Here is a 24678-nt window from a genome sequence, read left to right as displayed (position 1 = left end):
ACTTAATATCAAGATTTAAATGCTTTGAGACTTTCCTTGAATTCTAAAAGTATTCTTGTACACTTATTTCTTAAGCTTGTTATGATGTTATATCGTAGAAAATAAAAAATTAAACTGTGTTAGCAACTGTTCAACATAAAACTAAAACTGTAAAAATAGACCTATCTAAACCTTTGGATATTTCTATGGCATTGCAAGGGAATGCCTCTAATGTAAATGCCTGGTATGTAAAGCACCCAACAATAGAACCCCATACAGAAAGCGATTTTATAGGGAAAGTAAGTGAGGGTAGTTCTACCAATTTTAATGATATAACATTTAATCCGCATGCGCACGGGACACATACCGAGTGTTTAGGACATATTACAGAAGAATTTTATTCTATAAATGAGCAGTTAAAACAGTTTTTCTTTTTAGCAGAAGTGGTAACTGTAGCTCCAGAGGCGTTGGGAAAAGATTTTATTATATCTAAGAAGCAGTTACAATATGCTCTAGGTAATAAAAAAAGAGAAGCTATTATAATACGAACACTTCCTAATTTAAGCGATAAGAAAATAAAGCAGTATTCTAATACTAATCCACCATACTTAACAGAAGAAGCCATATTGTTTTTGGTAGATAAGGGTATAGAACATTTGTTAATAGATTTGCCTTCTGTAGATAAAGAAAAAGATAACGGAGCACTTGTAGCACATAAAGCATTTTGGAATATAAATGGGGAACCAAGAAAGCAAGCAACAATAACAGAGTTTATTTTTGTAGATAATAGTATTGAAGATGGCACTTATATGTTAGATTTACAGGTAGCACCTTTTCATAATGATGCATCGCCAAGTAAGCCTGTTTTGTATAAAATTATAACGAATGAAAAATAGTCTAAAAATAGAAGAACTTTGCATGTTTTTTCTTGGCATTTTTATGTTTAGCATTTTAGGATACCCTTGGTGGCTTTTTTTAGTATTAATTTTAGCACCAGATATAGGGGCTCTTGGATATATAATAAATTCTAAAGTAGGGGCTTTTAGTTATAATTTATTTCATCATAAAGGAGTGGCAATTGCATTATATTTTATTGGAATATATTTGTCATTCCCTCTTTTGCAATTAGCAGGGACTATTCTGTTTTCACATTCTTGTTTGGATAGAATTTTTGGTTATGGTTTAAAATATGAAAAAGGATTTAGATTTACACACCTTGGAGAAATAGGAAAAAAATAAAATTACTATGTTGGAAAGTTTTTTAGGATTACTTCTTGGTGTTGTAGGTACATTTTGGGGATATTCTATTTTTAAAAGAAAAGAAAGTAAAGAACTAACAACACACCAATCTACCGTATTATTAGAAAAGATTAAAAGTGTGTGTAAGTTAATATCTGTAGAAGGAGACTTTGCTGAAATATATAGATATGAAAATACTAAAGAACGTTTTTTAAGTCTTGTAAGTAGTAAAAAGAAAGCATTAATAGTAATTAATGCTAAGGCGCAAATAGGATACGATTTAAAGAAAATATTTATGCATGCCGATACTAAGAATAAAAAAATTATTTTAGAGCAGTTTCCACAACCAGAAATTTTATCTATTGTTCCAGAATTAGAATTTTATGATATTAAAAACGGACTTTTTAACTCCTTTACACCAGATGATTTAACATCATTAAATAAAGAAGCAAGAAAACATATTGAGGAAAAAATACCAGAAAGCGGATTAATGGATACCGCTAGAAGAGAGGCGTTAGAAGCAGTTTTAGTTATAGAGAGTATTGTACAAACAATAGGTTGGAAATTAGATTATTCTGCACTTGAATTAACAGAATCACAAAGAAAATTAGTAGAAAAATAAATAAAATGAAAAAGTTACTTATAATTGCAATAGTATTAATTAGTAACGTAAACAGTTACGGACAGACAAAAGAAAACGTGAAAGAGTTTGATTCTAATTTTGCACATACCGTTTATTTTTGGTTAGAAAACCCTGATAAAGAAGAAGACCGTAAAGCCTTTATTACATCGTTAAGAAAATTTTTAAATGCGTCTAAGTATGCAAAAACTAGTTTTATAGGCTATCCTCCAAAAGCAAGTAGAGATGTGGTAGATGGTTCTTTTACATTCTCTTTAATAGTCTCCTTTGCTTCTGCAGAAGCGCAACAAAATTATCAGGATGAAGATGTGCATTTAAAATTTATTGAAGAGTCTAGTAAACTATGGACTAAAGTAATTGTCTATGATTCTGTAAGCGCAGAGTAAATGTAAACGAATGAATGTTGAAGAATTAAGAGATTATTGTATTGCAAAAAAAGGAATTACAGAAGAATTCCCTTTTGATGAGCATACCCTTGTCTTTAAAGTAATGGGTAAAATGTTTGCTTTATGTTCTTTAGAAAGAAAACCACCGCAAGTTAACCTTAAATGTAACCCAGAAAGAGCAATAGAATTAAGAGAAACTCATGACGGGGATATAATAGCAGGGTATCATATGAGTAAGGTACATTGGAATACCTTATTTTTAGACCAACTACCTAAAGATTTAATAAAAGAGCTCATAGATCATTCCTATGAACTAGTAGTCTCTAAGTTTACAAAGAAGCTTAAGGCACAGTTAGATGCTCTTTCTTAATACTTCTAATATTTAATTATACACCCTTTTTATGCAGGAATTAATTTCCTTTTATATCCAAGAAATAAGTAAGCATCAAGATAAATTAGCACGTACAAAAAAGCAATTATACGCATCTAGTATGTTGCGTCTGTTAATTTTTTGTATTGCAATAGCGGGAATTTATTTTTTTTATGGAAACACAAAAATTATTGTTGCTATTATTTTAATAACAGTAGTAGTATTTCTTTATTTAGTTACGCGGCACGGTGGGTTACAAAAGAAAAGAGATAAAATAAAAGCTCTTATAGCTATTAATGAAACAGAGGTGCAAGTTCAAAAAAGAAATTTTTTGAACTTGCCAGATGGTAAAGAATATAAAAACCCATTACATGCGTATAGCCAAGATATAGATTTATTTGGTCGAGGTTCTTTTTATCAATATTGTAATAGAACAGCTTTAGTACATGGTAGTGAAACTTTGGCAGACTTGTTTAAAGAAAATACTGTAAATATTATAGAGGAAAAACAAGACGCTATAGAAGAACTTAGCCAAATGCCTAAGTGGCGGCAAGAATACTCTGCGATAGCTTCTATGACTAAAACGGAGACTTCTGTACATGTGATTCAAAAATGGCTGGGCAATTACACACCATTCATGCCCAAAATAATGCAATACATTCCTTTGGTTTTTTCTATTTTATCTATTGGAGTGCTTTGTTTTTATTTTTTTGATAAGCTACCAGAATCCTCTTTAATAATTTTGTTATTTGTTGGTTTAGCAATTACAGGTATGTATACCAGGAAAATAACTAGGTTAGGTACTAATGCATCAAAAGTTCAGAATACCTTTGAACAATACAACCAGTTACTTACCATCATAGAAAACACAGATTTTAAATCTTCATTACTACAAGAAAAGAAGCAACAAATTATATCAGAAAGTATAAAAACTTCTAAAGTTTTGCATGAGTTTTCACGTCATTTAGGAGCACTAGACCAGAATAATAATGTTGTGTATTTAATATTTGGGAATGGACTTTTTCTAAGAGGATTAGCAACCTGCTGTAAAATAGAAAAATGGATAGCTTTGCATGGAAAAGCTGTAGAAAAATGGTTTCAAGTAATAGCTTTTTTTGATGCTTATAACAGTCTGGGGAATTTTGCTTTTAATCATCCAAAATATACGTATCCTATTATAAAACAAAATAGTAATACAATTCTTAATGCAAAAGAGGCTGGGCACCCACTGCTAAATCCTGAGAGTACTATTTTAAATGACATAGACATACAAAAAGAACAGTTTTTTATTATTACAGGAGCTAATATGGCAGGGAAAAGTACGTTCTTAAGAACAGTATCCTTGCAAATAGTAATGGCAAATTTAGGATTACCTGTTTATGCCAAAGAAGTATATTATTCTCCTATTAAACTAATTACGAGTATGCGAACTACAGACTCGCTTACCGATGATGAATCTTACTTCTTTTCAGAATTAAAAAGACTAAAGTTTATTGTGGATCAAATACAGCTGGATCGTTATTTTATTGTTTTAGATGAAATTTTAAAAGGAACCAATAGTACAGATAAAGCAATTGGCTCTAGAAAGTTTATACAAAAATTAATTCGTTCGCAGTCTACAGGTATAATAGCAACGCATGATTTAAGTTTATGTGAAGTGTCAAAAGAACTCTCACAAGTAAAAAACTATTATTTTGATGCAGAGATTATAGATAATGAATTACATTTTGATTATAAATTTAAAGAAGGTATTTGTAAGAATATGAATGCATCATTTCTACTTAAAAAGATGCAAATTATAGATTAATTGTTAATTTTATTAACAAGTATGATGCTCTACAAACCTATTATTTAATAGGCTCTCATCGTTTAAAAGCATAGTTTAATCTGTTCTTATCTTTATTTATTTTCCATTCATCTATAGTAAATTGCATTTTACCGTTAGTTCGTTACTATATTAAATAAAAAAAAGAAATTTGTAGTATAAATCTTATTAATATGTTAAATGTATTATTTATTGAAGACGATGCTATTGAAACAATGAAACTTAATAGAACAGTTTCTAAGTTACAATTAAAGCACAAAATTACGGAAGCTAAAAATGGAGAAGAGGGACTTGAGTTTTTAAGGTCTGATGAGGTCTTGCCAGATATTATTCTTTTAGACTTAAATATGCCTAAAATGAGCGGCATAGAATTCTTAGAAATACTAAAGGCAGATTCTGTTTTAAAATATCTTCCTACAATTGTTCTTACAACATCTGAAAATAGAGCAGATTTGCTAGAATGTTACCGTATTGGTATTGCAGGTTATGTTATAAAGCCTTTAAAATATGAGGATTACGAAAAGAAATTAGAAAGTGTTTTTACGTATTGGCAAAATAATGAGCTAGTTAAAGCCTAACAAAATATTAAGTTTCACAACATTATTTTTACAAAAAGAAGTATAATTCCTACATTTATTCAAGAAATTTTATATATTTTTTAGAATGAAAGGAATTGTTTTTACTGAATTTTTAGAAATGGTGGAGTTAGAATTTGGCTTAGAAGTCGTTGATTCCATTATTGAAAATTCAAATTTACCTTCAGAAGGTATCTATACATCTATAGGTACGTATGATTTTAATGAGATGCTAAGTTTAATCACAAATCTTAGCGCAGAGGTTAAAGCCCCCGTAGATGATTTAATCTATGCCTTTGGCCTTTTCTTATTTAATAGTTTAGTAACAGCACATCCAGAGGTTGTAGAAAATTATAAATCTCCTTTAGGTCTTATTTATGCTATAGAAGACCATATTCATGTGCATGTAAAAAAACTTTATCCAGAGGCACAACTACCAACATTTAAAATAGTAGAAACTACCCAGAATTCTATGTCTTTAATATATTGCTCATCAAGAGGTTTATATAGATTAGCGCATGGTTTAATAGAAAAAACTTTTGAGTATTTTAATGCTACAGCAATAGTAAAGTACACACTTATAAAAGAGGACGGTACCGAAGTTAAATTTGATATTGTACAAAATGGATAGTAAGGAAGTTATTTTACTTAAAAAGGCGCTAGAGCGTCAAAAGAAGGCTAGACAACAAGCTGAAAGAATTTTAGAGGAAAAGTCTAAAGAATTGTATGATGCTAGTTTACATTTAAAACAAACTAATAAAGTACTAGAAAATCTTTTAGATCAAAAGACAGCGCAGATAGATAATGTTTTTGTAAACATTATTGACCCCTATCTAATAATGGATTTAAAAGGGAAAATAATAAAAATGAATTCTGCAGCAGAAGAATTTTTAGGATTTTCTAAAGAAGAAAATGTAAAACTTACAGAACTTATTCATCCTGATTATAAAGAGTATTCTAAAGCATCTTTTAAATCTTTATATACAACCGGATTAATTAAAAAATTTAGACCAGGAATAATAACAAAAAATAATGGACTTAAATTTATAGAGGTAAATGGTAGTCTAATAAAAGATAAAAAAGGAAATATAAGTGGGGCACAAGGCGTATTCCGAGATATTACTGCCGAGTTAGAAATGAAAAATCTTTTAAATACACAAAGGCAACGTTTAGATATTATTGTAGAGCATTCTCCGCTAGGTATTTGGTTAACTTCTAAAGATGCTTTGATAAAAGTTAATAGTACTATGCAAAAAATGTTGGGATATACAGAAGAGGAGTTGCATTCTATGAACCCAATGGAAATTACTTCTTTAGAAAGTTTAAATGCATCTAAAGAATACAGAGAAAAACTATTTAAAGGAGAAATAGACGACTTTTCTCTAGTAAAAAAATACTTAAGAAAAGATGGTTCTTCTTTTTCTGCAAAAACAACAGTTAGTGCAGTAAGGAATAATAAAGGAGAGCTAAGGTATGAAGTAGCTTTAATAGAAGACATAACCCATGAAATTGAGCTAGAAGAAGAAAAAAAACAATTAGTAAAAGATTTAGAATCTAGTAATAAAGGATTGCAAGAATATGCGCACATAGTTTCTCATGATTTAAAATCCCCTTTAAGAAGTATTAGTGCACTTACTACTTGGATGTATGAAGATTATAAAGATAAATTAGATGATAATGGTGTATATAATCTAAAAATGATGCAGGATAAGGTAGAGTCTATGGATAAACTTATAGATGGTATTTTAAAATACTCTACCATAAAGAGTGATAATTTAGATAACTCTATTGTTGACGTAAATGAGGTGGTACAAGAGATAAAAGATATAATTTTTATTCCAGATCATGTAACTGTAAAAACAGCAAATAAATTACCAATAATTTATGCAGATCGCACCAAAATTCATCAATTAATACAAAACTTTTTAAGTAATGCAGTAGTACATATAGAACGCGAAAAAGGTTTAGTAGAAGTTGGTTGTGAGGACCGGGGCACACATTGGGAATTTAGTGTAAAAGATAATGGCGTTGGTATTCCTAAAGAATATCACGAAAAAATATTTAAAATATTTCAATCTATAGGAAATAAAGAAAGGTCTACAGGAATAGGACTTTCTATCGTTAAAAAGATAATAGATTTATACGAAGGAAAAGTTTGGTTGCAAAGTGAAATAGGTAAAGGAACCACTTTTTTCTTCACCCTAAAAAAACAAGATGAAAATACAACAAGCAATTAAGGAAGATAATAAAGGGTGGCGTTTTTTAGGTAATAATGATGAATTAACCAAGCCTTTAGTATTAGTTTTTGGAAATAGATTTTTATTAGAAAATAGTCATATTTATGAAGAAATTAAATCACTTTTTCCAGATGGCGAGATTGTATTTGGCTCTACTTCTGGCGAGATTTTAGGAGAAAAAGTAATAGATAATAGTATTTGTTTAACTGCTATAGAATTTGAAAAAAGTACGTTTAGAATAACAAGTGCTAATAGTAAAAATTATAAAGACAATACTGAAAAATTAGGAGTGGAACTATTAAAAACATTACCCCAAGAGGGTCTTAAACACGTTTTTGTAGTATCGGAAGGTAGCACTGTAAACGGTAGCACTTTAATTTTAGGATTAGAAAAATATTTAGGAAAAAATATAAATATTTCTGGCGGACTTTGTGGCGATGATTCTAGGTTTGAAAAAACTTTAGCAGCATATAATAAAAACCCCGAACAAGGGGAGGTTGTTGTAATAGGACTTTATGGAGAAACGCTAGAGGTTAGTTGTGCAAATTATGGAGGCTGGACAGGTTTTGGTCCAGAAAGAATAATTACAAAATCTGTAGATAATATATTGTATGAATTAGATGGGCAACCAGCTCTAGATCTATATAAAAAATATTTAGGTGATAAAGTAAAAGAATTGCCAGAAGCAGCATTACTTTACCCGCTAAGTGTAAAAGCACCAGGAGAGAAAGTAACAATAGTACGCACTATTTTAAACATAAGTGAAAAGGATAATAGTATGATACTGGCAGGAGACGTACCAGTAGGGTCTACAGTGCAATTAATGATGGCAACCGTAGATGATATTGCAGAAGGCGCTTTTAAGGCAGCAAATTTTGCTATGAGAGATAGAAAAACGCAGCCAGAATTGGGACTTTTAGTTAGTTGTGTAGGCAGAAAACTTGTAATGGACCAAAGAACTGAAGAAGAAGTAGAAGAGGTAATAGATGTTATTGGAGAACAAGCAAAAGTAGCTGGTTTTTATTCTTATGGTGAAATGGCACCTTTTGCGGGGCAAGAAAAATGTAAATTGCATAACCAAACCATGACACTAACCCTTATAAGCGAATAATGCACTCTTTACTAAAAAGACAAATAAGAAAATTTTTACCCGATAATTTAGAAGGTACACCAGAAATGGACGAGTTTTTATTGGCCATAAGTAAATCGTATTATAATAATGATGAAAAGTTAGAAATGATACAAAGATCTACTACTATTAGTTCTAAAGAACTTTCTATAGTAAATGCAGAACTAAGAAAAAAAATAGAATCTCAAAAAAATATATTTATTTCTTTGAGTAAAGTAGTAAAAGTAATGGATGATGATTCTATAGATGCTGTAGATTATGAAGAAGAACATATAGATCCATTAAAAATAGCGGCAAGTATAGAAGAGCAGACAGAAAGAATTATTGCCTTAACAGCAGAAAGAAAAGAGTTGTTAAAAGATTTAGAAGAACAAAATGAGTCTTTAAATAATTATGCGCATATGGTTTCTCATGATTTAAAGTCGCCAATAAGAAATATGCATACTTTAATGAGTTGGATATCTGAAGAGGAGAAAGAAAATTTTTCGGAGGAAAGTGAATACAATTGCTCTTTAGTTATACAAAACCTAACCAAAGTAGATAATTTAATAGATGGTATATTAAGGCATGCTACTTTAGAGGCGCATGAAGAAGAGAAAACTAATGTTTCTATAACTCATTTATTAGAAGAAATAAAAAGTACAATATATATACCACAAAATATAGAACTTATAGTAGAGGGAGATTTACCTGTTATTTATAAAGATAAATATAAGGTAGAACAGTTATTTAAAAATTTAATTACAAATGCGGTTACAGCAACAGAAGAGATTAAAGAAGGAAAAATAATAGTAGGGTCCATAGAAAAAAAAGATTATTGGAAGTTTAGTATTAAAGATAACGGAAAAGGAATACCAGAAAAATACCAAGAAAGCATATTTAATATGTTTAAAAAATTGGAAAATAATGCAAATGCAACTGGTATAGGGTTAGCTTTAGTTAAAAAAATAATTAATATCTATGAAGGAGAAGTATGGCTAGAGTCCCAATTAGGAAATGGAACTACTTTTTATTTTACAATAAAAAAATAAGATTATGAGTGAAGAGCAACCAAATTTAAATTATGTAAAAGAATTAGCTGGAGGAGACCAGTCCTTTGAGCAAAAATTTTTAGGAATAATAAAAAGTGAATTCCCAGTAGAAAAACAAACCTATATAGATTGTTTAGCAAAAGAAGATTATAATGCTACAGCAGAAATAGTTCATAAACTAAAACATAAATTTAATATCTTAGGCTTGCAAAAAGGGTATCGTTTAGCAGTTGGTTTTGAAGAACAACTAAAATATGGAAACAGTAAGCTTAAGGATGATTTTTTAAGGATACTAATTACCATAGAAAATTATATTTTAAATATTTAATATGAAATGCATTATTGTAGATGATGAGGCAACCGCTAGAGCAGTGGTCGCTAAATTTTGTGAGGATTCCCCCGAAATATCCGTAGAGGAGGACTTTTCTAATGCAATAGACGCAATAAAGTTCTTAAATAAACAAGAAGTAGATGTTGTTTTTTTAGATATACATATGCCAGGGTTTACGGGTTTTGATTTTGTAGAGACTTTAAAAAACCCTCCCAAAATAGTTTTAATAACATCGGATAAGGATTTAGCACTACAGGCTTATGAGTACGAAGCCATTGTAGATTATTTGGTAAAACCCCTTACTAAAGACCGTTTTATTAAATGTCTTAATAAAGTAAAAACGGCAATACAAAACCAAGCTATTATAGAAAATGCTTCCAGTACTAATAATACTCTAGGTTTAGGAGAGCTATTTATAAATATAGACCATCGCTTAATTAAATTAAAGTTCAATGAGATACTTGTAATACAAGCCTTAGGAGATTATATTAATATAAAAACAGAAAAAAACGAATATAAAGTACACAATACATTAAAGAAAATAAAAGAAAAATTACCTACAGATGTTTTTTTACAAATACACCGTTCCTATATAATAAACTTCACAAAAATTATAGATATAGAAGATAATAGTGTGCTAATAGACAAAAATGTTATTCCTATTAGCAGGTCTAATAAGCCTAAACTTATGCAACATTTAAACCTATTAAAGTAATAAATATTAGTAATTCTATATTACCAATATTTAAATTTCTCTAGGCCTCCTTATATTTTAAAAGCTGTTTTTTAAAGAATACCTCATTGTTTTTCTCTGAGATTATTTACTTTAAAGCTATTTGCTTTTGCAGCTTATTATAGAATAATGGTTGTTTAGTAAAAAGCCACTTTATTTTTAAGCCTACCTCTGTAAATTGAAACCCTGCTGCGGTTGCAGAAGCTATATTACTATACTTACCATATACAGAACCGTTAAGTCTTTTAGAAAATTTATGTTGTATGCCCGTTTCTGCTCTAAAAATAACAGTCATTGGGTCTTTTTCTACCTTTTGGTATCCAGAAGCAGCACTAATCATGGCTGTTGTTTTCTCTGAGAACTTTCCTCTAATATCTGCGAATAATTCCACAGCTTGGTAAATAGACGGACTAAAGTATATAGTTGGTACTTGGTTGGCAAAACTTAAGTACTGATAGTTAATACCAACTTTTACAGCAGGTTTTTTAAATAGATTATAATACAAAGAACTAAATAATAAATTTCTCGCATTACTATCTGTTTGTTCTGTGTACATAAGTTGTGTGTACCATCCTAAATTAAAAGTGGTTCCTAAATTATAGGTTAAGCCATAATGGTTCATAACAATTTCCCTTTCAATAAGGTCGGCATTAAAACTTTGTACTTCTCTAGTGTAAATAAAGTCTAAGTTTTGTAAAATAAATGGTTGTGTTTGTAACCTAATATCTAAAACAGGTTGTGAAAAATCTGTATCTGTAGAGATAGATTTATTTATACCAATTATGGCTTTAAGATTAGTTTTTGGAATAAGTTTATACTCCAAGCCAGCCGTCATTACATGAGAAGTAGCTTTGTTTAAATTTATACTATTCTCTGTTGTTCTAAATTGATAGGAGAAGAATGAAGCAAATTTTGTGGATAACAGTAAGTTTGCGGAAGTTTTACTAGAAAAAGCAGTGTTATTACCGTTATCAAAAGTATAGCTTGCATGCTCCTCTACACTGGGAGTGTATTTTAAATCTAATTTTTCAATAAAATTAGAAGCATCTTTTTGTTTTTTATAATAAACTAAGGTTTGCTTAGCCGCTCTATATGCAGATATTATTTTATCAGAAGCAAATAAGGCATTTGCTTTTCCTAAATTTCCATCAAAAGAAGCACTATCATTTTTAAGTATTCTATCATAATTAGTAATACTCTTTTTAAAATTTGCGGTGTACATGCCTAAAGTAGCGTCAAGAGCCATTATCCAATTTCTATTTGGGGTTGCCCTATTAAGACTATCTATTTTTAATCTAGCTTTTTTATATTTCTGGTTCCATATTAAAGCCTGTATATATCTATTATAAGTACGTTCTGTTAACTCTGTATCTTTTAATGGTAATACAGCTTTTTTTGCTTTAGAGGCAATATTTAATGCCTCTTTATCATGTTCTCCAATGTGTTCTGCAAGGGCAATACCATTTAGTGCAACTATAGAATCCTTACTATTAGTTGCATATCTCTTATAGGTTTTTTTTGCTTTTTCTACACTCTTAGTAATTAGGTAAAGATTTGCTAAATTTTTTAAAGCATCTTTATCTTCAGGAAAGTCTTTAAAAATACTTTTTAAGTATGTTTCTCCTTTTGCATATTGTTGGTTATTAACAAATTCATTAGCATACCCTAAACGCATATACTTTTTAGACACTAATGCACTTTGGTTTTTAGGGTCTAGCGCTATAGCTTTATCTACCCATTCTAGAGCTAATTTATATTCCTTAAGATTACTTAAAGTATTTGCATATCCTAAAACGGCACCAAACTTATCAGGAAAGTCGGCAACTAATTTTTTGTATAATGGTTTGGCAGATTCATAATCTTTAGACCATAAATAAGATTCATTGTAATTAATTTCTACTTCAAAATCTCCAGGGTATTCTTTAAGTAAATCTGAAAATAAAGCATTTGCTTTTTTAGGTTCTCCACTTAAACCAACTGCTCTACCATAACATAATCTTGCTGTTTTATTTGTAGGATTATTTTCTAGAATATCTTTAAAAAAAGACTCTGCATTTTCAAAATTTCCGTTTTCAAGAAGTTTAAAGCCTTTACTCATATCTTCTTGAGACCTTATTATAAGGGATATAAATAGAAATAGGAGGATACTATATTTTTGCATTTTTATAAAGTAAGTAATTTATTACATTGTGATAACGAATGTTTTTTTAAAATATGCGATAATTATGTAATAAATTATTTGTGCAAAAATTAATTTTTCAATGTAAATTATTAAAAAACAATATGTTAAGTGTTTTTTTTGTATTTGTTTCAAATATATCGTATAGTATATGTCTTCTTCATGTTACAATTACTTTCTTCGTTTTTTTTGTATTTAATTTATTGTTTATCAGATAATTAAGTTATTTAATAAAATTAAATAAGAAAAAACTTACAATTTTTTAAACAAATTACGTTATCTATTATACTGTAATTAATAGTACAGGCAATAAATCTTAACCTACAAAATAAAAATACCTATGGCAATAGAAATTAAAGAGAATAGCGGAATGTTTGAAATTTTGGGAAATATATCTTCTCAGAATATGACATCTTTAAAAAATTATTTTGAATCTATCATTCCAATATCAGAAAGTATTATTCTCAATATAGAAAAGGTGGGAGGTATAGATAAAAGTGGTGCTTATATGTTAGAAAAGTTATATAAAGGCGCTGTAGAAAAAAATAAGATTATATCTATAATAGGTAGGCAAAACAAGAAAATAGCTTCTATTATGAAAAATACTAAAACGCATTATATTTTAAGCAATGATCGCGTTTAAACTTGTATTAAAAAAAATATCCCCCGAACAATGGTTTATGGGTAGTGTACTTCTAGTAAATGGAGGTAACTACCTGTACAATCTTTTTTTAGGAAGAATTTTAGGCCCAGCAGCATTTGCAGAAGCAGCTCTTTTAGTAACCTTATTACTTGTGTTGTCTTTTATGGGAATGACTTTTCAGTTAGCAACTGCAAAATTTGCAGTTATTTTTGCAGATGAAGAGTGGCAAAATTTTAGAAACAAAATATATAAACAAGCTAGTTACGTAGGTCTTGTTATTGGTTTGCTAATTTTAGTTTTTGCAAAAAAGTTGCAAATCATTTTTAATACAGAGAGTCACTGGATGTTTGTAGTCTTTGCTATAGGTATACCTTGTTACTTTTTTATGAGTGTAAATAGAGGTACTTTTCAAGGGCAATTAAAGTTTAATAAACTATCTATTACTTACCAAACAGAAATGTGGAGTAGGTTATTAATTACTATTGCTTTAATTTATTTAGTGCCTTTGCAGCCAGGAATATTAGTGGCTTTAGGAATATTAATATCGTTTTTGTTTGGTTTATTTCCTTCAGATGTTAAAGGGTTATCCTTTAAGAAAGTTGGCGAAATGTTACCAGAAAACACAAAAAAAGTTTCTCAATTTATTTGGTTAACAGCGTGTTATGAACTAACTCAAATAATAATTAATAATAGTGATGTCCTTTTAGTAAAACATTACTTTAATGCTTTAGATGCTGGTTTGTACGCTTCTTTGGCTTTAATTGGTAGGGTTGTTTATTTTGTAGCTTGGATGTTTGTAATGTTGTTATTACCAACGGTAGTACAAAAACAAAAAGACGGAGAACCAACTGCACCAATTTTATTTAAATATGTTTCCTATATAAGTTTACTATCGGCTTGTATAGTTGTAGTATGTTATCTTTTTCCAGACTTAATTATTACGCTTATGTTTGGAGATGCTTACATATCTGTAGCAGGTTTGTTATGGCAATATGCTTTAGCAACATCACTCTTTGCAATCTCTAACATCTTTGCATATTACTTTTTGTCATTAGATCATTACATACCAGTAATACTTTCTGGTTTGTTAGGAATGTCGCAAGTACTATTAGTTGCGTTTTTTCATGAAAATTTAGAAATGGTAGTACATATGCAAATAATTGCAATGACTATACTTTTAGTAGTACAACTTATATATTTTATCAATAAAAAGAAAATATCTAAAAAAAAGGATAATAGACCCAAGTTATAACCTAAACCTATAAATATGAAATTAGCAATAGTAACAGCCTACCCACCTAGTAAGGTTACTCTAACAGAGTATGGCTACCATTTAGTAAAACATTTTAGATTACAAGATCAGGTAACAGAAATTATCTTAATAACAGATAAAACGAAAGAACTTAAAGATTTAAGTTTTGAAGAAAAAGGTTGCAAAATAACAGTAAAAGAAGCCTGGGATTTTAATAGTTATTCTAATATTTTTAGAATTAATAAAGCAATTTCTGAAACCAAACCAGATGCGGTATTATTTAACTTGCAGTTTTTAAAGTTTGGAGATAAAAAAGTACCTGCGGCATTAGGTTTACTATTACCTTTTATATGTAAAATGCGTGGTATACCAACAATATCTTTACTACATAATATTTTAGAAAAGGTAGATTTAGCAAATGCTGGATTTACGAATAATAAACTATTACAAAGAATATATAATTTTATAGGAACAACGCTAACACGTTTTGTTTTAGCATCAGATATTGTAGCTGTAACTATTAGTAAATATGTTACTACATTAAAGAAAAAGTATGATGCTACAAATATTGCATTAATTCCTCATGGAGCTTTTGAAACTCCTCCGGAACCAGATTATAATTTACCTGAAGGACCAAAACAAGTAATGGCTTTTGGAAAATTTGGAACCTATAAAAAGGTAGAAATATTAATAGAGGCTGTTGAGGAAATTAGAAAAAGAACATCTGAAAATATAGAAATAGTAATTGCAGGAACAGATAGCCCTAATACTCCGGGATATTTAGATAAAATGGCTAAGAAATATGCGCAAGTTTCCCAGCTAAGATTTACAGGATATGTAGCAGAGGAAGATGTTCCTAAAATCTTTGGAGATAGTGCGTTAGTTGTTTTCCCGTATACCTCTACAACAGGTAGTTCAGGTGTATTACACCAAGCTGGTAGTTATGGAAAAGCAGTTTCTTTACCAGATTTAGGAGACCTTAGTATTTTAGTAAAAGAAGAAGGATATAAAGGAGAGTTTTTTGAGCCAGATAGCGTAAATTCTTTAGCAAACGCAATAGAAAGTATATTAACTAATGATGCGTATAGAAGAAGTTTAGGTAAAGCAAATTATAAAGCAGCATGTTCTTTACCAATGTCTGCAATTACAGAAATGTATATAAATCATTTTAACAATATTATTGCTAAGAAAACAGGTTCTCCTGTTTTAGAAAGTAAGTAAAAAATAGAGTTCGTTTAGGTTAGTTGAAAAAGGAAGGTAATTTTAAATTACCTTCCTTTTCTTACTTAAACACTTTTACTAAATAATTAATATTTAACAAAAATATTTACTTTAAAGATAAAGCTTTAAAAGCTGGTTTTTTATTGCCTAAAGAGTCTAAACATCCAAAAAAGTGTTGTTTTTTAGATTTCCAAGGTAAGCTACCTGCAACAGAACTAGGTACATTTTTAAAATCATAAAGTGTCCAGAACATATAAGGAACTTTTTCTTGTTTAAGGATATTTTGCATTTCATTGTAATACTCAAGTTGGCCCTGTTCGTCGGCTCCTCTATAAAAATTCCATAACCCTTTATATGAAGACATACCATATTCTTGTAAAAGTTTTGGTTTAGTAGGTATAACACTTCTTAAGGTATTATAAGCTTCAGTAAACTTACTAGGTTCTCTATAGTAATGAAAAGAAATAAAATCTACATTATTGGCTAGCTCTATTCCGGCCTCAGGAGAAGACCACCCTATAGTAACAGGATGATTTTTGTCCCATTTTTTTATATTCTCAATCATTTGTTCCAACCAACTTAAAACACGTTCTTTTCCGCGAGATTCAAAATCTAAATCGGGTTCATTTTTTATATCCCATGCAAGTAGTGCAGGATGGTCTTTTATGGCATTAACAATTTGTTCTGCATGCCTATGGGTTAAGGTCCAATTAGACACATCATAGTCGCCATAAAAATCAAAAAGAGTAATTAAAACCTCTAAATTAGTTTCTTCTGCTAAATCTAAAACCTTTTTAAGTAGTGCTAGTTTTTTTGGGTTAACTCTATTTTTTCCAAAATCTTCATATTGTATAAAAATTCTTAGCGTATTTAATCCCATACGCTGTATTATTTTAAAATCATTTTTAATAATACTGTCGTTAAATCGCTTCCCAAAAGTATCCCAAGAAGAGTCTTTGGGGTAGTAATTTATTCCTTTTATATTCTCAATCTTTTTTAACTTTCCTTGAATTTTTCGCGGCTCTATTTTAGTAGTGTCTTTTGGTGTGGGTATTTCTTTTAAATGCCTTATACGCCAAAAGCCGTCTTCTAAAAGCATCATTACTTGGTAGCTCGTAGTGTCTTTTTCTTTAAAGAGGAGCTTTTCTCCTTCATAGGTTTCCTGGTATTCTTCTACATTATAATCTTTAAAAACTACCATGGTGCCATCTGCAGTATAAAAATCTAAAGAACCATTGTGGTTTAAAGTTGTGCGTTTGTACCAGTTTTTGTTTTTTAAATTTAAATCTATATTATCATATAAACGAACTCTAGCACTGTCTGTATAAAAATCTTCAATACCATAACGATCATTTTTTTTGTAGGCTATATTACGTACATGCCAAGCGTTCATGTAGTCATTGGTAATTTCTCCCAATGCTTGTTCTTCCATTTGTCTTCCTGGGTTTTCTATGCTAGACCACACTAAACTTGGTTTATACACATCATCCATAGGTACTTCTAAATGTAACATAGAAGTTTTGTCTGCTCCAGTATTCATAAATGCCCACGCAGCACCTATTCCAGATATGATAAGGCCATTTATAGCTAGGAAGGTAGTTATAAGAACAATTCTGTATAATGTTTTATTTAGTTGTATTGCCATGTATATTCTTTGTAAACTCTTTAATAATACCTGCAGCTTTTAACTTTAATATATATTCCCCATCGGCAAGAAAATACTCGCCTAAGAATATATTACAAACTCCGTCTTTGGTAGTTGTTTTTTTAGATTCAATGAATTTCCCATTCGTATCATAAATATCTAATTGTAATAGTAGTCCGTCGGGAATAAGCTGTTTCATAAAACTCTCAAACGGACCAATATCTATATTTCTATTTCCTTTTGAAAAATGAACAGGATAGTCTTTAATAGCGGCTTTAAAGCTGAATTCTGTAACATTACTTTCTGCAGCACCTGTTATAAAGGCTTGTATTTCCCATTTAGAGGCTTTGTCTGGGTGTAAGGTTTTGGCTTCTGCAATACCATTTAATGTGGTTCCAATAGTATATAAATACGCATCTTTTTCATTTTTAATAATAAAAGTTACAAGTGTACCATTAGTTACTATGTTTCCAAATTCATCTTTGATAATATCGGATGTAAATGTGATTATTTGATTACCATCTGCAAAATTATGAGCGCTAGAACTACTAATAGAAAAATTTACAGCATTAGAAGGATAAACAATAGTAGCAAGCTCTTTAGAGGTAGTTCCGTTGCATTCTGAGGTTACCAATATTCTGCCAGATTTTAGTGTAGCAGCTACATTGTACCAAGCAACAAAATTTTTTGTAGCAATTTTTAATTCCTCTATATTTTCTAAAAATTGATGTTTAACAGTTACTTCTGTGCCATTGTCTAAAGGATTGTCATAAGCATCTGTTGGAGATATAGTTAACATAGAAAAATCATTGTAACCAGCAGTTACACTACGTGGGCCAAAGTATGATTCTACATACGTGGCTTTAGGAGCATTAGTGGTAATAGTATGTTTGCCATTTAGTACTGTTTTACCATGTAATAATAGTTTCCAACGAAAAGGACCAGCTATTCTTGTAAAGTTTGTTGGAATATTAAAATTGATTTGTTCAGAATCCTTTATCTCTGGATGCAGTAAAACATTCCCGTAGGCATTTTTAATTTGTAGTTTGTATGCATTAGCATTATTATCTGTTTTAAATGATAGTGCAATAGGAGTGCCAGCAATAGTATTGTTTAGGGTAGTGGTAAGCGCAATATTTTGGGTGTTAGTAACCTTTGGTTGTTCTTCTTTTTTATCAGAACACCCAAGTAGTAAAAGACTTAAAATTATAAAAACTTTAAAGGGCATACTATTTAGGATTACCTATGTAACTGTTAATTTCAAATTTTAAATATTCATATCCTTTTCCTTTAAAAGGATAGGTCTGTTTTTTGCCATGTGTTAACTCTCTATTAGGGAATATTTTGTCTGCAATAGCTTTGTTTGGAGAACCATTAACAAAGCAGTTTTCTAGACCACTGGTTATTACTTCTAAACTATCTAGATCTAGAGGTTTGTAATTAAAAAATTGTTTTCGTTGTATACGAACCCCTTCTGTGACAAATTTATGATCTACCCAAAGTAGTTTACTATTTGCATCATAATAAGAAATTATTAATTGCGGAATAGTAACTTCTTGCACACCAGAATTAAATAAAACCCCATTAAAACCTTGTTCCGTGTATTCCATGTCTTGTAGGGCTAAATGTTTGTATAAATCTGTATTAGCTGTGTTACCAGCAGATTGCAAATTAAATTTAGTAGGTTGCTCCTCAAAACTAACAGGTGTAAACTCGTCAGGATTAAAAGTTGGTGGTAAGGTATCTTTGGTAGAAGACCATGCTATACCTTCAAAGTTAATTTTAAAGGTTGTTGTTTCCTTAGGCATTAACTTATGTTTAATTTGATGTTTGGCATTATAATTAGCTAACTCTTTGTTATTGTCATTGTAGAGTGTTGCTTTAATAACAATATCTGCTGGGGTATTATCCACGTTTTGTAACTCGCCAATAATACTATATTGACCTTTGTATTTTACAAGTTTGGCCGATAGTATTTCTAAAACAGGTTGCTTTAAAACATCTTCATGGTAAGTTTCTTGCGTAGTAATTTTTCTTCTACCATGATTATAATAAGTGGTGCCGTTTGCAGTAAAAAGTTGGTCTGGAGGTATATCATTATCTACTTTTAAAGTTTTTATATACCATTTGTTTTTCCTCTTTATTAGTTCATGAAAGTCGTTGTTAAATACATTTTCTAAAGGGGTAATCCATCTTGTAGCTACTTTTGCTTTTGCGCTATTTTTGGTTTCATCATAAATTTCTATGCCCAAAGAATCTAGTTTAGCGTAAGAACTTAAAATACCATCGGTAACGGAAACCTCTAACATATACTGGGCAATATCAATATTTTCTTCTGGGTCTATGTAGGAATGTGCTCTAGAAAACTCTTTAAAATCTAAAGCATCATAATAAGATTCTACAACATTGTTTGGGGATAATTGCGTAACGTTTTTTATATAAAATATATACATGCCGTACCCAATACATATTAGTACAAGTAAGGCCCACCAGTGCGAAAATGTTAAAAGTCTAGACGGGAATTTATTATAAGGGAGCTCTAGTTTCATAAAAGAATGTTCTTCTAATTTTCTAGACTTTAATAAACGCACCCATATCATTTGGATATTAACAAATATGGCTATTAGTACAGTTGATAGAGGAATTATTCCCCACATAATTTTCATTATGGTTGGTACATCTTGTTTGGGCATAATTTGCGGTATGGGAGCCACATTTAGTTTCTCCCAAACCATAATTCCATTTTCTAATTGTTGCAGGCGTTGCCAACCGCAATAATATAGAATGGGGTCATAGAATTTATCATTAGAGAAAATATATTTTAGATTATATTTTTCTGGTACGGTTAAAAATTGCTGTAAGGAACCTATACCTTCTACACCTCTAAATTTAGAATTTTCTATCCGTTCAATAGCTCTAGTTGTTAGTTCGGGTAACCTTCGAGCGGAATGATAATTTCCATCTACAGTCATGGCTTTAGTTTGTGCAGATAACCAAGCCATTTGGTCGCCAAAACCTAGCGGTAAATATCGCCAAGAATCATGGGAGTCTGCCCCTAAAAAGTTTACAATGGGTAGCATTTTAATTTTGGCGGGTTGAGACGGTCTAAAGTACCCTAATGTCATGGTAAAAAGTACCATGAATAACATTCCGCCAGCTATTAATCCGCCAAGAACTCTATGGTAAACACCTCCAAATTTTTCTTGGACTAATGTTTTTAAATCCCCTTCTACCATGCGGTATGCAAACTCTGCAAATATGGGGAGCGCCATAATGGTAGCCCACAGTGTAAATCTATCTAGTGTAAGAATATTAAAGGCCATTTCGCCCAACATTAAACGTGGAATAGGAGTAGTACCTCCAGTTCCTAAAATGGTTAATAATGTAAAAGACAATCCAAAGAAAAGATACCTTTTACTAAAATACCTATAGAAGAAATAGGGTAAAATAAATAGAAAAACACCCCATGGTATTAAGAAGAAAACTAATCCTGAAGAAGTTATTTCTAAGAAGTTATCTCTTGAGCCATGCGGAATAGCAACTTGGGTAATTGGATTTCTTTTAGAGTTGTACCAATAAGGGAAAATACAGAATACAAGTAAAAATATGGCGGTACCACCAAACTTAGCTATACGCCAAAAGTGTTGTAAAGTAGTGCTCCAGAATACTTTAAAGGAAAGTTTTTTATAAGAATTAACCTTTTCTCTGGCGGCATCCATTACGGTCATTCCCATTAATGGAGCAATAAAAAATACCATACCAAAAAGCGGTGTTACATGATGTGATGTAACTGTCACGGCGAGCATAGTTGCAGACGTAATAAAATAACGTGTTTTACCAGTTTTGATATATAAATATATTTCTGTCATGGAATGCAACAAAATAGAAAGTGCGGATACGCTAGGTAATTGTCCAAAAATATGTAAGGTTTCAACAAACGTAGAGGAGAAAACAGCCATAACAGCACCGTAGCCAGCAATTCTTCTACTACCCGTCATTAATAAGGTGTACCTGTAGGCTCCTGTAATGAATAATACAATAGCAATTAATGCTACGGTATACATTCCAAATTTTAAGCCACCAATATAAGAGAGTATTCCAATGAGTTGATGTACTAATGGGGGGTAAGATTGTACCGTAAAACCAGTATACCACCTATATTCCCACGGGTCAAACCAACTATCTGCATAATGGTCTGCAAAGAAAAGATGTATTAATGCATCATAGGTATACTCTAAAGTGAAGAAAATAGCAGAACCATGAAAGGCAAGCCCAACTATAAGGGCTAAAATTAAGAGAGTGTTTGTTTTTTTCTTCAAAAGCTATTAAAAATCCAATTCTGTATAAAGATATAAATAAATTTATGAGATGTGCATTACAATAAAAGATGAATAACTTGCGTTTTATGAAAGAAATTACTTACAAATTGAGTATATTACTCTATATTTTAGAGAATTAGAAATTTTTTTTAAGAGTGAGTCTCTTTTGTAAAGTACAATTTTTTTTAAAAACCCAAACTTAATAAACAAGAACCTTAAAAAGGATCATGTTATAAACTTAAAAATGTATTTATGAAAATCCTCGCTATTGATGACCAACAACTAATACTATTATCTCTGGAGAAGAGACTAGTAGAGTTAGGGTATGATATTAAAACAGCCAATTGTGGTAATGATGGTAAATTTTTATTTGAATCTTTTAAGCCAGACTTAGTAATAGTAGATATTAATATGCCAGATATGTCTGGATTAGAAGTGGTTAAACACATTAGAGTAGAAAAAAAATCTGATACTCCAATAATGGTTATGTCTGGTAATACAGATGAGAATGTAATTATGGATGGTTTTGATCTAGGAATAGATGATTATATGAAAAAACCAGTGAGTTTAAATGAAGTTGCAGCTCGTGTTAAGCGTATTTTGGGAGATAACAAAACTTCTGTTAAAAACACTGAAGAAACTTCTTCTAGAATGTTGCAAGAATATTGTGTTGGTGTTGTTATACCATGTTATAACGAAGAAGAACGTTTGTCTGGAGTGGAGTTTAGAGATTTTGCGCACCGTAATTTAGGATACCATTTATGTTTTGTAAATGATGGTAGTACAGATAAAACCTTAGAGGTTTTACAAGAGCTTAGAAAAGGAAATGAAGATACGATTAGTATTTATGATTGCGAGAAAAATGGGGGTAAAGCCGAAGCCGTTAGGCAAGGGGTATTACACTTAGCAAAAGACGAGCAATTAGATTATATAGGATATTTAGATGCAGATTTGTCTACAGACTTTAGAGACTTTGATGATTTAGTAAAAACCCTTCAGAACTCTGACTTTAAAATTGTTAGCGGCTCTAGAATGAGTAGGATGGGAGCAAATATTACAAAAGAATCTGCAAGAAAGATTATTAGTATGACTATAAATCTTATTATAAGAACTATACTAGGAATGCCATTTAATGATACCCAATGTGGTGCTAAAATAATGGACAAAGACATTGTAGAGAATATGTTTTCTAAAAAGTTTATTACAAGATGGCTTTTTGATGTGGAAATATTTATGCGTATGCGTAAACATTATGGAAAGAAAAATGTGCAAAGTTTAATATGTGAGCAACCCTTAAAAAGATGGGTGCATGCAGATGGTTCCAAACTATCTATGAAAGATTCTGTAAAAATTGTGGGGCAATTAGCTAAAATTGCTTTTCATTACAATACCTGACAGCGAGGTAATTAGTTGGTTTTGTAAAGTGCACTATGTCCATGACTATAAGTGCACTTTTCTTTAACTATGGAGAATAAGTGTTGAGAGGTAGTAAACGGTCATTCGTCTAAAATTTATAATTAGCTTTTTAATAGTTGACTACTTTTGGAGTAACCAAAAACCCAAATTATGAAAGCTAAGAAAAAAAAGAAATACACTGGTTTTATTTTAACGAATAAAGCAAAAAAAATTTACGAAATATGTGACATAAAATTTTCAGATAAGGCAATTATCTTGAGTACATTATAAATAAAAATAATTAGGTAGTTTCCCCAAGTATTACCAAAAAGACCAGTTTTAGACAAAACTGGTCTTTTTTTATGTTTGCTTTACTTGTATATGATAAAATGCATTAGCCTGTTTTTTTAGGAGTTCTTTTGCTTTTTCTTTTTTAAATGCATAGACCTCTTTTTCTTCCTTTATTTCGGAATATATTTTATTATTTAAGTATACATCTGTTTCTAATAACTCTTCTCTCTGCTGTATTTTTTGGTTTATCCAGGTTTTTATGGAGCTTTCTTGTTCTTCTAATTTCCAATCATATTCTCCTTTTGGAGACAGTAATTTGGCAATTATAGGAGAGGTTTCAATTGCCAAGAAAAGCAAAAAGATAAAAAAAGAAGGGAGCCATGGCAGTTTTTTCAAAGCATTGATTCTGGCCATTAACCCATCAAAACCATCAATAATTGGTTGAGATGTATTTATAGCATTATTATAATCTTCTTTTAGCTTTGAAATTTGCTTTTCAATAACAGTAGTTTTTTGATTATTGGTTTCTTTTAAAGCTTGTAATTCTATTAAGGAAGCATCGTGCTTTTCTCTTTTTTCTTCGTAAACGGGACCTTTGCCCAAAAGTTTAGTCCCAGCAGTACCTTCTGCTTCCAAAATGTAAATATCATATAAAGTATTGGTTTCCTTTTCTTTTAAGAGAATCTCATTCTTTAATTGAATAATGTTATTTTTTAATGCAGATATCTCAGGAGTATACTGCTGTAAAATTTGTTGCTTATTGGCTAGAGAAAGATTATTCTTTTGTTCTAATAAAACTTGATTAATTTCTTTCTCGAATATTTTTATTTCTAATGGTTTAGATATTACAATGGCAATAATAATTGCTATAATTATTCTAGGTAATGCTTGTAAAAATTCTTTTTTAAAAGAGTCTCTTTTCTTAATTGTAGAGACAATAAAACGGTCTAGATTAAAAATTAAAAGACCCCATAGAAGTCCAAATAATATAGAAATATAAATAGTGTTAAATACATTGTATAGTGCATAGGAACAGGCAATAAATGCCATTAGTGCTGTAAAAAATACTGTTGCGCCTATACCTACATATTTATTTTGCTCTCCATTAGAGCAGTTTTTTAAGATAGCAGAGTCTGCCCCAGAACAGAGGATAAAAAATTGCTGTAACATAATTTGATTGATTGATGAATTACATAGGACGCCAATTGAGAAAATTAGTTACATTTTTTTAATTTTTTCTTGCGTTAGGGATTGAAGT

General features: G+C 30.4%; 22 protein-coding genes. 17 read left to right on the top strand and 5 right to left on the bottom strand.

Annotated elements, in window-relative coordinates:
- The first annotated feature begins 116 nt into the window (after positions 1-116).
- From Q0945_RS05920 to Q0945_RS05860, 13 genes are all read left to right on the top strand, one after another.
- Positions 117-875 carry a cyclase family protein gene (locus Q0945_RS05920; protein ID WP_299431961.1) on the top strand — a complete coding sequence of 253 codons (759 nt, stop codon included), beginning with the start codon at positions 117-119 and terminating at the stop codon, positions 873-875.
- Positions 865-1218, top strand: coding sequence for a DUF4260 domain-containing protein (locus Q0945_RS05915; protein ID WP_299431958.1), 354 nt, complete (start codon positions 865-867; stop codon positions 1216-1218). Before Q0945_RS05920 ends, Q0945_RS05915 begins: the two co-directional genes overlap by 11 nt.
- A gap of 7 nt (positions 1219-1225) precedes the next feature.
- Positions 1226-1840: a DUF4230 domain-containing protein gene (locus Q0945_RS05910; RefSeq protein ID WP_299431955.1), complete on the top strand. Its 615-nt coding sequence runs from the start codon at positions 1226-1228 to the stop codon at positions 1838-1840.
- A 5-nt stretch (positions 1841-1845) separates the two neighbouring features.
- Entirely contained in the window at positions 1846-2244 is a 399-nt protein-coding gene (locus Q0945_RS05905) for a Dabb family protein (RefSeq protein ID WP_299431952.1), read from the top strand.
- A gap of 10 nt (positions 2245-2254) precedes the next feature.
- Positions 2255-2614 carry an MmcQ/YjbR family DNA-binding protein gene (locus Q0945_RS05900; protein ID WP_299431949.1) on the top strand — a complete coding sequence of 120 codons (360 nt, stop codon included), beginning with the start codon at positions 2255-2257 and terminating at the stop codon, positions 2612-2614.
- 31 nt (positions 2615-2645) lie between these two features.
- On the top strand, positions 2646-4421 hold the full coding sequence (locus Q0945_RS05895; protein ID WP_299431946.1) for a DNA mismatch repair protein MutS: 1776 nt from the start codon (positions 2646-2648) through the stop codon (positions 4419-4421).
- 191 nt (positions 4422-4612) lie between these two features.
- Positions 4613-5017 carry a response regulator gene (locus tag Q0945_RS05890; protein ID WP_299431943.1) on the top strand — a complete coding sequence of 135 codons (405 nt, stop codon included), beginning with the start codon at positions 4613-4615 and terminating at the stop codon, positions 5015-5017.
- 85 nt (positions 5018-5102) lie between these two features.
- Entirely contained in the window at positions 5103-5645 is a 543-nt protein-coding gene (locus Q0945_RS05885; protein WP_299431941.1) for a heme NO-binding domain-containing protein, read from the top strand.
- Complete coding sequence (locus tag Q0945_RS05880; protein WP_299431939.1) at positions 5638-7251, top strand: PAS domain S-box protein; 1614 nt, start codon at positions 5638-5640, stop codon at positions 7249-7251. The genes Q0945_RS05885 and Q0945_RS05880 overlap by 8 nt, the downstream gene beginning before the upstream one ends.
- The gene (locus tag Q0945_RS05875; RefSeq protein WP_299431936.1) at positions 7229-8362 is read left to right on the top strand and encodes an FIST N-terminal domain-containing protein; all 1134 of its coding nucleotides are present in this window, start codon (positions 7229-7231) and stop codon (positions 8360-8362) included. The genes Q0945_RS05880 and Q0945_RS05875 overlap by 23 nt, the downstream gene beginning before the upstream one ends.
- The gene (locus Q0945_RS05870; RefSeq protein WP_299431933.1) at positions 8362-9411 is read left to right on the top strand and encodes a HAMP domain-containing sensor histidine kinase; all 1050 of its coding nucleotides are present in this window, start codon (positions 8362-8364) and stop codon (positions 9409-9411) included. Before Q0945_RS05875 ends, Q0945_RS05870 begins: the two co-directional genes overlap by 1 nt.
- A gap of 4 nt (positions 9412-9415) precedes the next feature.
- Positions 9416-9739: an Hpt domain-containing protein gene (locus tag Q0945_RS05865; RefSeq protein ID WP_298484382.1), complete on the top strand. Its 324-nt coding sequence runs from the start codon at positions 9416-9418 to the stop codon at positions 9737-9739.
- Position 9740: 1 nt separating this feature from the next.
- Positions 9741-10457, top strand: coding sequence for a LytTR family DNA-binding domain-containing protein (locus Q0945_RS05860; RefSeq protein WP_299431930.1), 717 nt, complete (start codon positions 9741-9743; stop codon positions 10455-10457).
- A gap of 106 nt (positions 10458-10563) precedes the next feature.
- On the opposite strand, the gene Q0945_RS05855 is transcribed toward Q0945_RS05860, so the two are convergent.
- Positions 10564-12573: a tetratricopeptide repeat protein gene (locus Q0945_RS05855; RefSeq protein WP_299431927.1), complete on the bottom strand. Its 2010-nt coding sequence runs from the start codon at positions 12571-12573 to the stop codon at positions 10564-10566.
- A 421-nt stretch (positions 12574-12994) separates the two neighbouring features.
- Between Q0945_RS05855 and Q0945_RS05850 the strand changes: the two genes are divergently transcribed.
- From Q0945_RS05850 to Q0945_RS05840, 3 genes are read left to right on the top strand one after another with little or no spacing between them, the layout of a single operon-like run.
- Positions 12995-13297, top strand: a complete 303-nt coding sequence (locus Q0945_RS05850; RefSeq protein ID WP_299431924.1) for an STAS domain-containing protein — start codon at positions 12995-12997, stop codon at positions 13295-13297.
- Entirely contained in the window at positions 13284-14549 is a 1266-nt protein-coding gene (locus tag Q0945_RS05845; protein WP_299431921.1) for an oligosaccharide flippase family protein, read from the top strand. Before Q0945_RS05850 ends, Q0945_RS05845 begins: the two co-directional genes overlap by 14 nt.
- Positions 14550-14564: 15 nt before the next feature.
- Positions 14565-15770, top strand: a complete 1206-nt coding sequence (locus Q0945_RS05840; RefSeq protein ID WP_299431919.1) for a glycosyltransferase — start codon at positions 14565-14567, stop codon at positions 15768-15770.
- A gap of 106 nt (positions 15771-15876) precedes the next feature.
- Here the strand turns inward: Q0945_RS05840 and Q0945_RS05835 are convergent, their stop codons facing one another.
- Genes Q0945_RS05835 through Q0945_RS05825 form a run of 3 tightly spaced genes read right to left on the bottom strand, consistent with a single transcriptional unit; the run spans position 15877 to position 21734 of the window.
- Positions 15877-17415 (bottom strand): glycoside hydrolase family 2 TIM barrel-domain containing protein, encoded by a 1539-nt coding sequence (locus tag Q0945_RS05835; RefSeq protein WP_299431916.1) that lies wholly within the window; start codon positions 17413-17415, stop codon positions 15877-15879.
- On the bottom strand, positions 17396-18643 hold the full coding sequence (locus Q0945_RS05830) for a hypothetical protein (RefSeq protein ID WP_299431913.1): 1248 nt from the start codon (positions 18641-18643) through the stop codon (positions 17396-17398). The genes Q0945_RS05835 and Q0945_RS05830 overlap by 20 nt, the downstream gene beginning before the upstream one ends.
- A gap of 1 nt (position 18644) precedes the next feature.
- The gene (locus Q0945_RS05825; RefSeq protein WP_299431910.1) at positions 18645-21734 is read right to left on the bottom strand and encodes a hypothetical protein; all 3090 of its coding nucleotides are present in this window, start codon (positions 21732-21734) and stop codon (positions 18645-18647) included.
- Positions 21735-21986: 252 nt separating this feature from the next.
- On the opposite strand from Q0945_RS05825, the gene Q0945_RS05820 reads away from it, so the two are divergent.
- Positions 21987-23129: a response regulator gene (locus Q0945_RS05820; RefSeq protein WP_299431907.1), complete on the top strand. Its 1143-nt coding sequence runs from the start codon at positions 21987-21989 to the stop codon at positions 23127-23129.
- Positions 23130-23489: 360 nt separating this feature from the next.
- Here Q0945_RS05820 and Q0945_RS05815 read toward each other — a convergent pair whose 3' ends face one another.
- On the bottom strand, positions 23490-24590 hold the full coding sequence (locus tag Q0945_RS05815; RefSeq protein WP_299431904.1) for a DUF4407 domain-containing protein: 1101 nt from the start codon (positions 24588-24590) through the stop codon (positions 23490-23492).
- Between the last annotated feature and the right edge of the window lie 88 nt (positions 24591-24678).

The sequence above is a fragment of the uncultured Maribacter sp. genome (assembly GCF_947500405.1).
Classification (GTDB): domain Bacteria; phylum Bacteroidota; class Bacteroidia; order Flavobacteriales; family Flavobacteriaceae; genus Maribacter_B.
The sequence above is the reverse complement of the archived record's forward strand: the minus strand, read 5'-3'. Positions and strand labels throughout refer to the sequence as shown.